The following is a 13,030-nucleotide window of genomic DNA, read 5'->3' on the forward strand; positions in this document are numbered from 1 at the left end:
ATTAATTCTTTTCAATTACTTTAACTTCAACTGCTCCTGTTCCTTCGAAAAAAGAAACAAGTTCTGCCTCGTTATCATTTACAGCAACTTCCATTAAGAAATGGTCATCTGTTGTTCTTACATCAGGATTTTCTGCTTGCTTAAATGGCCAAAGTCTACTTCTCATGTAAAAAGTAATAACCATTAAGTGAGCTGCAAAAAATACAGTCATTTCAAACATAATTGGCACAAAAGATGGCATATTCTGAATGAAACTAAAACTTGGTTTTCCTCCAATATCTTGTGGCCAGTCATGAATCATGATATAACTCATCATAAATGTTGCAACAGAAATTCCAACACATCCATAAAGGAACGCACAAATTGCTAATCTTGTTGGTGCTAAACCCATAGCTTTATCCAATCCGTGAACTGGGAATGGAGTAAAAACCTCTTCAATATGATGATGAGCAGCTCTTGTTTTCTTTACTGCATCCATCAAAATATCATCGTCATTATAAATGGCGTATATTACTTTATTACTCATGATGTGAATCTTTACTATTTGCTCTTTCTCTAATGTAATTATCTCCTGTTCCTTTCAAAATTGTTTTAACCTCTGCCTGAGCAATTACAGGGAATGTTCTAGAGTATAATAAAAACAATACGAAGAAGAAACCAATTGTTCCGATGAAAATTCCAATATCAACAAATGTTGGTGAGAACATTGTCCATGAAGATGGAAGGTAATCTCTATGTAAAGAAGTAACAATAATTACGAATCTTTCAAACCACATTCCGATGTTTACAACGATCGAAATAATAAATGAGAACATGATACTTGTTCTTAGTTTCTTAAACCACATAAATTGCGGAGAGAAAACGTTACAAGTCATCATCGACCAATATGCCCACCAGTAAGGTCCGGTAGCTCTGTTTAAGAATGCATATTGCTCATACTCTACTCCTGAATACCAAGCCACAAATAACTCAGTGATATAAGCCACACCAACGATAGAACCAGTAATCATAATAATGATATTCATTAATTCAATATGTTGTAATGTGATGTATGCTTCAAGATTAGAAACTTTTCTCATAACGATCAACAATGTGTTTACCATCGCAAATCCTGAGAATACCGCTCCTGCAACGAAGTAAGGAGGGAAAATTGTTGTATGCCATCCTGGAATTACAGAAGTAGCAAAGTCCATAGATACAATCGTATGTACAGAAAGTACAAGAGGAGTAGCCAAACCAGCTAATACTAAAGATACTTCTTCAAAACGTTGCCAGTCTTTAGCTCTACCGCTCCATCCGAAACTTAAGATAGAATAAACTCTTTTATTAAATGGAGTTATAGCTCTATCACGAAGCATTGCAAAGTCAGGTAACAAACCAGTCCACCAGAAAACTAATGATACTGAAAGATACGTTGAAATCGCAAATACGTCCCAAAGTAATGGTGAGTTAAAGTTTACCCATAGAGATCCAAATTGATTTGGAATAGGCAATACCCAGTATGCTAACCATGGACGACCCATGTGAATAATTGGGAATAAACCTGCTTGTACTACTGAGAAGATAGTCATAGCTTCTGCAGAACGGTTAATAGCCATTCTCCAACGTTGACGGAAAAGTAATAATACCGCAGAAATTAATGTTCCGGCGTGACCAATACCAACCCACCAAACGAAGTTAGTAATATCCCAAGCCCAGCCAACTGTTTTATTTAATCCCCATGTTCCGATACCGGTAGATACGGTGTAAATTATACAACCTAACCCCCAAAGGAAGGCTATTAATGCGATTGAAAATACAATCCACCATTGTTTATTTGCAGGTCCTTCAACAGGCGCTGCCACATCTACAGTTACATCGTGATAAGATTTATCACCAATAACTAAAGGTTTTCTAATGGGTGCTTCGTAGTGAGACGACATAATCCTTTATATTGTTTCTTATTAATAATTTTACTAAGTATTTCTAACTTTAACGTGGTACACCACATTAGGTTTTGTTCCTACATGCTCCAATAAGTGATATGATCTTTCATCAGCAGCTAATTTTGCTACCTTACTATCAGCGTCATTTACATCACCAAATATCATTGCTCCAGAAGAACAAGCACTTGAACAAGCAGTTTGGAATTCACCATCTCTAACTGGGCGACCTTCGTTTTTAGCTTTTAATTTAGTAGCTTGTGTCATTTGAATACACATAGAACATTTTTCCATTACTCCACGAGAACGAACGTTTACGTCTGGATTTAATACCATACGACCTAAATCATCATTCATGTGATAATCGAATTCACTGTTTTTATTATATAAGAACCAGTTAAAACGACGTACTTTATAAGGACAGTTGTTTGCACAATAACGAGTACCAACACATCTGTTGTATGCCATGTGGTTTTGACCTTCACGTCCGTGAGAAGTCGCTGCAACAGGACATACTGTTTCACAAGGTGCGTGATTACAGTGCTGACACATTACAGGTTGGAAGGCTACTTGTGGGTTATCTCCAGGTTTTTCCATTTCATTGAATGTAGACAATGAACTAGATAAACCAGCAATTCCTTCTTTTCTTTTATTATCACCTTCAAAAGTGCTTTCAGAAGAATAATATCTGTCAATACGCAACCAGTGCATATCACGGCTTCTTCTAACTTCAGCTTTACCAACTACAGGTACATTGTTCTCTGCGTGACATGCAATAACGCAAGCTCCACATCCAGTACAAGCATTTAAATCAATAGAAAGATTAAAATGATGACCAGTTGAACGATCAAATGATTCCCATAAGTCAACAGTTGTAGCTTCAACTTCCTGGTGGTCTAAAGATACCATTGGTTTTTCATTCCAATGCTCAGCATCTTCACTATTAAATACTGTAAGAGTAGTTTCTTTAATGATATCTCCTCTACCCATTAACGTTTTCTGTCCTTGAACACAAGCGAACTCATGAACACCATTAGCTTTTGCTAAAGTAATAGACTGAACACCGTTAAAGTTTTTATATAAAGCGTAAGCATTTAAACCTACTTGCATTTCTTCTTTTAAAGCCGCTTTACGACCATATCCAAGTGCTAAACCAATAGTTCCAACAGCTTGTCCAGGCTGAACAATTACAGGAACATTTTCTAATTTAACTCCATCAGCAGTTGTAATTGTAGCATAACTACCGTTTAAACCACCATTTGCAACGATCTCATTTGATAAATCATATTTTTTAGCATCACTATTTGATACTGTAATATAGTTATCCCATGAAACTCTTGTAATTGGATCCGGAAACTCTTGTAACCAAGGGTTATTTGCATGCTGACCATCTCCTAATCCAGTTTTAGTATAAAGAACTAATTCAAGACCTCCAACAGATTTTGATTTAGAAAGTGCATTTGCAGCACCAGCATAATCAAAAGATCCACCAGCTAAAGCCGTAGAACCAATTACTACTACACCATCATGTAATACTTTGTTCCAAGAAGAACCAGCAACAAAACCAGCAGCATTAGCTTTAAGGTAATCGTAGAAAGTTCCACCAACACCATTTAAAGACAATAAAACATCTTGAAATTGTTTCGTATTAAATATAGGACGAATAGTAGGTTGTGTTAAACCGTAAGTTCCTTTAGTGATTACCACATCTCCCCAAGACTCTAAATAATGAGGTGCCGGAGCAGCGATTGTAGCAATAGAAGCAGTTTCATCATCTTTTAATGCGAAAGCTACTGAAGTATTTACTTTTTTCAATCCAGAAACAAACGAAGCAGAATCTGCTAAAGTGTAAACAGGATTAACTCCACTCATAATTAAAGTATGAACAGAACCTGCATTCATATCTTTCAATAACTGAGATACAACTGCATTAGATCCTTTTCTAATTTGTCTTGTACCAACTGTACTAAAAGACTCACTAGCTAATGCCTGATTAATAGCTAAAACTAATAACTGAGCATTTTTATCTTCAATTCCAGATACTAAAACCCCTTTTGAACCGGCTGCTTTTAACTGCTGAGCTGCTTTTACAACTTCAGCTTTAAAATTACCTTCCAAAGTAACAGGAACAGAAGCACCTACAACTATATTATATATTTGAACTAAAGCTTGTTTTTGATCCGCTCCAGTCATTGGAACACGCTTATCAGCAGCAGCTCCGGATAATGTCATATTAGATTCAAACTGAAAATGACGAGACATTTTTCCATTTTGAGGAATACGTCCTTTTGCATATCCAGAATCATATCCACCACCTTGCCAGTCTCCTAAGAAATCAGCTCCAACAGATACAATTAAAGAAGCTTTTGAAAAATCATAATCAACCAAAGCTCTTTCACCGTAAACAGCTTCAAAAGCATCTAAAGCTTCTGATGAAGAAACAGCATCATAAACAACATGCTTTGCATTTGGATTCTTAGCGATAAACTCACCAATTAATTTCTCAGTAGATGGACTTGCCAAAGTATTCGTTAATAATACTACCTGTCCACCTTTTGCTTTCGCTTCAGCTAAACTTGATTTAATTTTCAAATCAACAGCAGACCAGCTGCTATTTTTTCCATCCAATTTAGGTTCTTTTAAACGAGAACTATCATATAATCCTAAGATAGATGCATGAATTCTAGCATTAGCAGAAAATTTAGCACCCTCGATAGTATTGTTTTCAACTTTAATTGGACGACCCTCACGAGTTTTTACCAAAAGATTTGCAAAATCAAAACCGTCAAAAACAGTAGTTGCATAATAATCTGCAACACCAGGAATAATTTGCTCTGGTTGTAAAACATAAGGGATAGACTTGTGCACAGGACCTTCACAAGCAGCAAGTGTAACCGCTGCAGTACTAAATCCTACGTACTTTAAAAAGTCACGACGTGAAGTTCCTGATGAAGCCAAAGCCTCAGCATTTCCTAAGAATTCATCAGTAGGAATCTCTTCAACAAATTCGTTATTTCTAAGCGCCTCAACAATAGAACCATTCTCTAGTTCTTCAACACTTTTCCAGTATTTTTTGTTTGATGACATTGTATATAAATATTAAAATCTTAATAATTCGATTAATAGTGGCATTTACCGCATTCTAAACCTCCCATTTGCGCTGCAGTTAATTTCTCTACACCGTATTTTTTAGAAAGTTCAGCATGAATTTTATCATAATATGCATTTCCTTCCATCTTAACATCAGTTTTTCTATGGCAATCAATACACCATCCCATTGTTAATTTAGAATATTGCTTCATGATTTCAAATTCCTGTACCGGTCCATGACAAGTTTGACATTCAATTCCTGCAACAGAAACGTGTTGAGAGTGATTGAAATATACAAAATCAGGAAGATTATGAATACGAACCCATTTTACAGGCTGCGTTTTTCCAGTATAAGCTTGTTTAGTTTTATCCCAACCAACAGCATCATATAATTTTTGAATTTGAGCATCGTAAAATGCTTTGCTGTACTCAGGAGTAGCAGTTGTTTCAGCAACTTCAGAGATGTTTTTATGACAGTTCATACAAACATTCAAAGAAGGAATACCTGCAGTTTTACTTACACGAGCAGCAGAGTGACAATATTTACAATTGATCTCATTATCACCAGCGTGAATTTTGTGAGAATAATGAATTGGCTGAATTGGCTCATAATTCTGATCTACACCAACTTGCATTAAATATCCGTATACAAAATAACCACTAGCCAAAAGTAAAAAGATAGAAGTAACTAATACTAAAAATTGGTTTTTAGCAAAAGCTTTCCAGATTGGAGTTCTTCCTTCTTTAGGAGCAACCTCAATTCCATTATTACTAGCAACTTTAGTCAAAACTTTGTTCACCATGAACAACATTACAACCAAAATAGCCATTACAAGAGCAAGAGCTCCTAAAATAACATTGTTTGAAATTCCACCGCCTTCAACTTTTTGTCCTGGAGGAACAGTTCCAGGAGTCGTAGCAACTTCAACCTTTTTCTCGGAAGTATAAGCTATAATATTATCAATATCACCCTCAGATAATTGAGGAAAAGAAGTCATTACTGCTTTGTTGTTTTCTTCAAAAAGTTTAACAGCAACAGCATCTCCTGACTTAATCATGTCAGAACTGTTATGCACCCACTTGTAAATCCAAGCCATATCATGCTTATCAGCAACTCCTCGAAGAGCCGGACCAGTTGATTTAGCATCTAATTTGTGACATGCAGCGCAATTTGCATTAAAAAGTTCTTTCCCTTTTACTGGATCACCACCAGATGTCGCAGCCGGAGCCGCAGCTTCAGGTGCCGCAGGAGCTGCAGCAGGATCTTGAGCAAATGAAGTTAGGGAGAAAATTAGCGTTAGCGATAAGCTAAGCAGCAATTTTCTGGAGATCGAATTATGGTTACCCACCTTTTTCATATAGTATAATAATTATCTACTAATTTTTGGTATGATTTTTTCTGTAGTAAATCAGACAAAAATTAATACCTTCTTTTAAAACTTGCACAAAAATACGACTTATGAACTATTCTCAAAACCTTAAAATAGTCTTAAATATCAATTTATATCAATTCTAAATAATATTAAAATTTTACACTCAAAGTTTAAATAGTATTTTTGCACAAAAACCATCACATTATGAGAATTTTAACCCCATCGAAAAGATTTTTCTTAACACTAACAATGTTTACATTAGCTTATAACATTCAAGCTCAGGACCAAAATTTAACACTAAATCAAGATCCAAAATTTGAGCAGTTACTGAACGACAAACGCAAAATTAACACGTCAATAAACACAAACGACACTTATAGAATTCAAATTTTTAGCGGTAAAAGCGAGGAAGCTAAAAAAACACTATCCGATTTCAAGAGAGAATATTCAAATATTGACGGAACGATTATTTTTAACACCCCAAACTACAAAGTAATCGTTGGAAATTTTAAAACAAGAATTGAAGCAGAACGAAATTTAGCTGACATCAGAAAAAAGTACAAAAGTGTATTTTTACTTAAGCCGGGAAAGTAAAAATTACAAACACTTAAACAACAAAAAAGGTAACTCTAACCGTGAGTTACCTTTTTTTTATTTTGACATAGCCCATACAAGACAGCCTGTCACATTACCAAATACTTTTTTTTAAACTTAATCTCTCTCAGGTTCAATTACCCTCCTTCTCACCTCTAACTTCGGCCAGTATCTCAACCACCTCCTTTTTCACTTCTTCTAAATCTTTCTGAAAACTCGCGTTCACAAAAAGACATTCAGCAGTGGCTTTCCCCATAATTCTTCCCATCTCTACATCGCTATGCCAATGCGCATTACAAATAATACGGCTTTCTCCAAAATCGCGTCCTCTTTTTAATATCACCTCTCTATTATGCGGAAAAATTTCAATTAAAATCAATGACCACGCACAGCCAACAGCTGCATGACCAGATGGAAAAGAACCAACCTTTTTCAATATTCCTTCCTGATCAGGTGTACAGGTTTTTTCGCTATTAACAACAAATGGACGCACACGATTATAATAATTCTTCGCCGCATATGTTGACAATCCAGCATCTGTCATTACCCTACGCATAAGTGTATAAAGTTTAGGCGTTTTTTGTTCGTCAATCTCAATTTCCAAAACAGCTTCAAAATTTTTAGCAGCAAAAGGAAATGACAAATCTGCATCGCTGGCTGCTTTCAGAAATCGAACCTTATCACTAGATTCAACAGCCCTTTTCGCATATTCCAAATCAATTCCATACGCCCGGGAAGTCATTTCCGGCGGCGGCGATAACAACTCCAAACTATTTGGCATTTCTTCTTCAGACAAATATCCATGCAACAAACCAGGCATAATTGCCCTAAGCTGTTCAACGGTAGTAAATTTAGAAACAACATCATTACGCTTAAAACTTTTACGTACAAACTTATTGACAATATGAATTATTTTTAACCCCATATCCAACTTCCATACAAACCATTAAAACTATTGTTTGATCTTAATTTTAAAACAAAGGAATAAATAATTCAGGAATCAAAACACATCTGTTTTTCGGCATTATGTTTCATATTACAAAATGCAACATGTTTATTTATTAAATCCCAAAATACACCAATGAGTAGTCCTGAAAAAGACCAACTCAATTAACACTATAAAATTAGTTCGATCAGAACAAAATTATTTCCGTTTCGATTTATATTTCCATCTTTTTACCCCTTTTAACTCTGTAAATAATGTTGATTTGGAGTTAGTATACTCTTTACCTCAATACCAAAGACTCCTATCAGAATGATGCACGGGACTCTCATTTTTTCTTCTATTAATAACATCCCTTGTAGAACTAATATGTAGAAGACGCTATTAAATTATCAGAATAAATTACACCCTACAATTTTCTTTGAATAATCATCAGTTAGTAAATCCAGACAATGTATTTATCTATCGTTCTTTAATTAAAACTTCCACTCACACAGCCACCTTATAGTACCTTCTAATCTTTAGAACTAATAAATATTCATCTCTTATAATTCAAATCATTTATCTTTTCCAATTTTCATTTTATATCTCATAAAATAAAAACCATCTTTTAACACAATAAAGATTTCCTCTTCTTGCTTTTAGGATTTTTTTTGACATACAGACATCATTAAAGATCCATCGCCCGCTCTTTCAAAGTTTAATTTCAGTTGAGTTGATTTTCAACAACTACCCTACTGAAAATTTTGCCATAAGTTTATCAAGGAGGTAATATCCCCAATTCTTTTCCTTTTATTGATATAACTTTTCAAATTACAGTCACTCTTTTTTAGGATAAGACATAAACAAAAAAAATCCCGATTGCTCGGGATTTTATATTTGAAAAAGTATTTCAATTTATTTCAATTTTTTCTTAATTGCAACTTCATGGTATGCTTCAATAACATCTCTTTCTTCGATATCGTTAAAACCTTTGATCTGAATACCACAATCGTAACCTTTAGAAACCTCTTTAACATCATCTTTGAAACGTTTCAATGCTACAAGTTCACCTGTATGCACTACAACACCATCTCTGATAACTCTAATTTTAGAAGCTCTCATGATTTTTCCGTCTGTTACCATACAACCTGCAATTGAACCAACTTTAGAAATTTTGAAAATCTCACGGATTTCAGCAGTTCCTAAAATTTCTTCTTTCATCTCCGGTGCCAACATTCCTTCCATTGCATCTTTCAAGTCATCGATAGCTGCGTAGATAATAGAGTAGTAACGGATATCGATTTCTTCTTTATCAGCAAGTTGTCTTGCATTTCCAGCAGGACGAACGTTAAATCCAATAATGATTGCATCTGACGCAGAAGCCAACATTACGTCAGTTTCTGTAATTGCACCAACTCCTTTATGTATGATATTAATTTGAATTTCTTCAGTAGAAAGTTTAGAGAACGAATCTGATAATGCCTCAACAGATCCATCAACGTCTCCTTTAAGGATTACGTTTAATTCTTTAAACTGACCAAGAGCGATACGACGACCAATTTCGTCAAGTGTAATATGACGTTGAGTACGTACAGATTGTTCACGCATTAATTGAGAACGTTTAGATGCAATTTGTTTTGCTTCTTTTTCATCTTCAAACACGTTAAACTTATCACCCGCTGTTGCAGCCCCATCTAAACCTAGAACAGATACAGGAGTCGAAGGACCAGCTTCTAAAACAACATGCCCTCTTTCATCATGCATCGCCTTAACTTTACCATGGTGTTTTCCTGCCAACATGTAATCTCCAACTTTAAGAGTTCCATGTTGAACTAAAATTGTAGACACATATCCTTTTCCTTTATCTAAGAAAGCTTCAACAACAGTTCCCTGAGCCGCTTTATTCGGATTAGATTTTAAATCTAAGATTTCTGCTTCTAATAAAACTTTTTCCAATAATTCTTTTACTCCTGTTCCAACTTTTGCAGAAATATCATGTGACTGAATTTTTCCACCCCAATCTTCAACAAGTAAATTCATACTAGCCAAACGCTCTTTGATTTTCTCAACATTAGCATTTGGTTTATCAATTTTATTGATTGCAAATATAATTGGCACTCCCGCAGCTTGTGCGTGAGAAATTGCTTCTTTTGTTTGTGGCATGATATCATCATCCGCCGCTACTACGATAATAGCAATATCGGTAACCTGAGCTCCACGTGCACGCATCGCTGTAAACGCCTCGTGACCCGGTGTATCTAAGAATGCGATTTTTTGACCACTATCTAAAGTTACTCCATATGCTCCAATGTGCTGTGTAATACCTCCAGACTCACCAGCGATAACATTTTCTTTACGAATATAATCCAGTAAAGATGTTTTACCGTGATCGACGTGACCCATTACAGTAACAATTGGTGCTCTAGTAACTAAATCTTCTTCTCTATCTTCAACCACTTCGATAGCCTCTTCGATATCAACTGTGATGAACTCAACTTCATAACCGAACTCATCAGCTACAATCGTTAATGTTTCAGCATCCAGACGTTGATTCATGGTAACCATGATTCCAAGCGACATACAAGTTCCGATAACTTTAGTAATCGGCACATCCATCATGATTGCAATTTCACCTACAGTAACAAACTCAGTAACCTTAATAGTTTTACTTCCTTCGTCAAGCGCTCTTTGCTCATCATCAGATTTCTGACGGTGTGTTTCTCTTTTATCTCTTCTGTACTTAGCAGCTTTTGATTTACCACCTTTCCCTTGAAGTTTTTCAAGAGTTTCTCTAATTTGATTTTTTACTTCCTCTTCAGTAGGCTCTACTTTTGCAACAATTGCAGGACGGTTTCCTTTTACAAAACCAGGTCTTGAACTTCTGTTAGCATTAAAACCTCCACCTCCGGTATTTGGAGTTATTTTATTAGGATTTGGTGTTCCCGGCGCATTACCTGTTGCAGGTTTTGGCGCACCAGGAGTTCCTGGCTTAGGAGCAATTCTTTTACGCTTATTTTTATTAGCATTATTTCCGGCTCCCGGAGCTCCAGGTTTATTAGGAGTAATCTTTGGATCTTCTTTCTTTTTCTTAGGCTTATTAAATTGAGATAAATCAATTGTTTGACCTGTAAGAGTAGTTCCAGATAATTTTTGATATTGAGTAGTGATAATCTCCTCTGCAGTAGTTGGATCAGTTGAAACAATTGGCTCCTGTGCTACTTTAGAAGTTTCTGCTTTCACTTCTTTCTTCTCTATCTCTTTCTTTTCTGTAATAATAGGTTTTTCAACCTTTTTCTCTTCAGAAACTACAGGAGCAGTTTGCTCAGGCTGTACAATTTCTTTTTGAACAGGTTTTTCTGGCTGAACTGGAGTAGTAATAACTGTTTTAGGTTCTTCAACCTTAACTGGCTCCTCAACAGGAGGAGTAGCAACAACTGCAGGCTTCTTAGGATTTAAATCAATTTTACCAACTTGAACAGGTCCGGTTACAACAGCTCTCGCTTTTATAATCTCCTGCTGTTTTTGGCGCTCCTCATCTTGTCTGCGTTTGTCTTCAATTTCTTTCTCACGTTCAACACGTAATGCTTCTTTCTCTTTTCTTTTCTCTTCTCCTACCTCTTTAGAAGCTTCCTTATTCCCCTTATCGCCCGCAAATTGGCTTTGCAGGATATTAAATTCACTGTCAGAAATTTTAGCATTTGGATTTGCATCAATAGCAATTCCCTTATCTTTTAGATAATCAACAGCTCTTTCTAACGAAATATTTAATTCCCTTAAAACCTTGTTTATTCTTATTACTCTCTCTTCAGACATATAACCTTTTTATTATTACCTTTTTCGTTGTGTTGTTAGAGCAGACGTTCAGCTATTGCCTAGCTATCAAACTCCTCTTTTAGTATCTTCATAACATCCAGAATTGTTTCCTCTTCTAAATCTGTTCTTCTTACTAAATCTTCTACTTCTTGTTTCAAAATACTTTTTGCAGTATCCAAACCTATCTTAGCAAATTCTTCTATAACCCATTCTTCGATTTCATCTGAAAACTCTGTTAATTCAACATCATCTTCATCTGCAACTGTTCCTGCCACATCTCCTTCACGGATAACATCTAATTCATAACCTGTCAACTGACCTGCTAATTTAATATTGTGACCACCTCTACCAATTGCTTTAGAAACTTCTTCTAATTTCAAGAACACTTCGGCTCTTTTAGTTTCTTCATCAATTTTGATAGAAGAAACTTTTGCCGGACTTAAAGCTCTTGTTATAAATAACTGAATGTTATTTGTATAGTTAATTACGTCAATATTTTCGTTTCCTAATTCACGAACAATTCCGTGAATACGAGAACCTTTCATACCAACACAAGCTCCTACAGGGTCAATTCTGTCATCATAAGAATCTACCGCTACTTTTGCTTTTTCACCAGGAATACGTACTACATTTTTTACTGTAATTAATCCGTCGAATACTTCCGGAATTTCCTGCTCAAACAATTTTTCTAAAAACTTCTCAGAAGTTCTAGACATAATAATTTGAGGTTTGTTTCCTTTTAATTCAACGCTTTCAATAATTCCACGAACATTATCTCCTTTACGGAAAAAGTCAGATGGAATTTGTTTTTCTTTCGGAAGTACAATCTCATTCCCTTCATCATCAACTAAGATAACAACTCTAGGACGTACGTGATGTACTTCTGCTGTATAAATATCACCAATAATATCTTTAAATTGCTTGTAAAGATTTGTATTATCGTGTTCGTGAATTTTAGATATTAAGTTTTGACGCAATGCTAAAATAGCTCTTCTTCCTAAATCAATCAATTTAACCTCTTCAGAAACTTCTTCACCAATTTCAAAATCCGCTTCGATCATTCTTGCTTCAGTCAAGGTAATTTCTTCGTTTTCAAAATCCAGATCCTCATCAGCAACGATTACTCTTCTTCTCCAAATTTCCATATCTCCTTTATCAGGATTTATAATAATATCGAAGTTATCATCAGAACCGTATTTTTTCTTTAATGCATTTCTAAAAACGTCTTCTAAAATTGCCATAAGCGTTACACGATCAATAAGTTTATTATCTTTAAACTCTGAGAATGAATCGATTAATGCTAAATTTTCCAT

General features: G+C 35.3%; 8 protein-coding genes. 1 reads left to right on the forward strand and 7 read right to left on the reverse strand.

Annotated features, from left to right (window positions below; translation table 11 throughout):
- Nucleotide 1: 1 nt before the first annotated feature.
- The 4 genes from OLM51_RS19880 to OLM51_RS19895 are packed head-to-tail and all read right to left on the reverse strand — an operon-like array spanning nt 2 to nt 6,370.
- A complete protein-coding gene (locus tag OLM51_RS19880; protein ID WP_017498155.1) occupies nt 2-526 on the reverse strand; it encodes a DUF3341 domain-containing protein in 525 nt (174 codons plus the stop codon).
- Nucleotides 519-1,922 carry an NrfD/PsrC family molybdoenzyme membrane anchor subunit gene (nrfD, locus tag OLM51_RS19885; protein WP_008466839.1) on the reverse strand — a complete coding sequence of 468 codons (1,404 nt, stop codon included), beginning with the start codon at nt 1,920-1,922 and terminating at the stop codon, nt 519-521. Before nrfD ends, OLM51_RS19880 begins: the two co-directional genes overlap by 8 nt.
- Before the next feature lie 33 nt (nt 1,923-1,955).
- Entirely contained in the window at nt 1,956-5,009 is a 3,054-nt protein-coding gene (locus OLM51_RS19890) for a TAT-variant-translocated molybdopterin oxidoreductase (protein WP_264552311.1), read from the reverse strand.
- A 32-nt stretch (nt 5,010-5,041) separates the two neighbouring features.
- Nucleotides 5,042-6,370 carry a c-type cytochrome gene (locus OLM51_RS19895; protein WP_264552312.1) on the reverse strand — a complete coding sequence of 443 codons (1,329 nt, stop codon included), beginning with the start codon at nt 6,368-6,370 and terminating at the stop codon, nt 5,042-5,044.
- 219 nt (nt 6,371-6,589) lie between these two features.
- Between OLM51_RS19895 and OLM51_RS19900 the strand changes: the two genes are divergently transcribed.
- Nucleotides 6,590-6,979, forward strand: a complete 390-nt coding sequence (locus OLM51_RS19900; RefSeq protein WP_264552313.1) for an SPOR domain-containing protein — start codon at nt 6,590-6,592, stop codon at nt 6,977-6,979.
- Nucleotides 6,980-7,112: 133 nt separating this feature from the next.
- Here OLM51_RS19900 and OLM51_RS19905 read toward each other — a convergent pair whose 3' ends face one another.
- The 3 genes from OLM51_RS19905 to nusA form a co-directional block, all read right to left on the reverse strand.
- Nucleotides 7,113-7,904 carry an acid phosphatase gene (locus tag OLM51_RS19905; RefSeq protein ID WP_264552314.1) on the reverse strand — a complete coding sequence of 264 codons (792 nt, stop codon included), beginning with the start codon at nt 7,902-7,904 and terminating at the stop codon, nt 7,113-7,115.
- Nucleotides 7,905-8,819: 915 nt separating this feature from the next.
- Nucleotides 8,820-11,717, reverse strand: coding sequence for a translation initiation factor IF-2 (gene infB / locus OLM51_RS19910; RefSeq protein ID WP_264552315.1), 2,898 nt, complete (start codon nt 11,715-11,717; stop codon nt 8,820-8,822).
- Nucleotides 11,718-11,776: 59 nt separating this feature from the next.
- Nucleotides 11,777-13,030 (reverse strand): transcription termination factor NusA, encoded by a 1,254-nt coding sequence (nusA, locus tag OLM51_RS19915; protein WP_264552316.1) that lies wholly within the window; start codon nt 13,028-13,030, stop codon nt 11,777-11,779.

It is taken from the genome of Flavobacterium sp. N2038 (assembly GCF_025947185.1).
Lineage (GTDB): Bacteria > Bacteroidota > Bacteroidia > Flavobacteriales > Flavobacteriaceae > Flavobacterium.

Bases quoted from the DNA above. Each gene is read 5' to 3' on its own strand.
- OLM51_RS19905 (WP_264552314.1), bottom strand. From the start codon at position 7,904: ATGGGGTTAAAAATAATTCATATTGTCAATAAGTTTGTACGTAAAAGT.
- OLM51_RS19880 (WP_017498155.1), bottom strand. From the start codon at position 526: ATGAGTAATAAAGTAATATACGCCATTTATAATGACGATGATATTTTG.
- OLM51_RS19890 (WP_264552311.1), bottom strand. From the start codon at position 5,009: ATGTCATCAAACAAAAAATACTGGAAAAGTGTTGAAGAACTAGAGAAT.
- nrfD (WP_008466839.1), bottom strand. From the start codon at position 1,922: ATGTCGTCTCACTACGAAGCACCCATTAGAAAACCTTTAGTTATTGGT.
- OLM51_RS19895 (WP_264552312.1), bottom strand. From the start codon at position 6,370: ATGAAAAAGGTGGGTAACCATAATTCGATCTCCAGAAAATTGCTGCTT.
- nusA (WP_264552316.1), bottom strand. From the start codon at position 13,030: ATGGAAAATTTAGCATTAATCGATTCATTCTCAGAGTTTAAAGATAAT.
- infB (WP_264552315.1), bottom strand. From the start codon at position 11,717: ATGTCTGAAGAGAGAGTAATAAGAATAAACAAGGTTTTAAGGGAATTA.
- OLM51_RS19900 (WP_264552313.1), top strand. From the start codon at position 6,590: ATGAGAATTTTAACCCCATCGAAAAGATTTTTCTTAACACTAACAATG.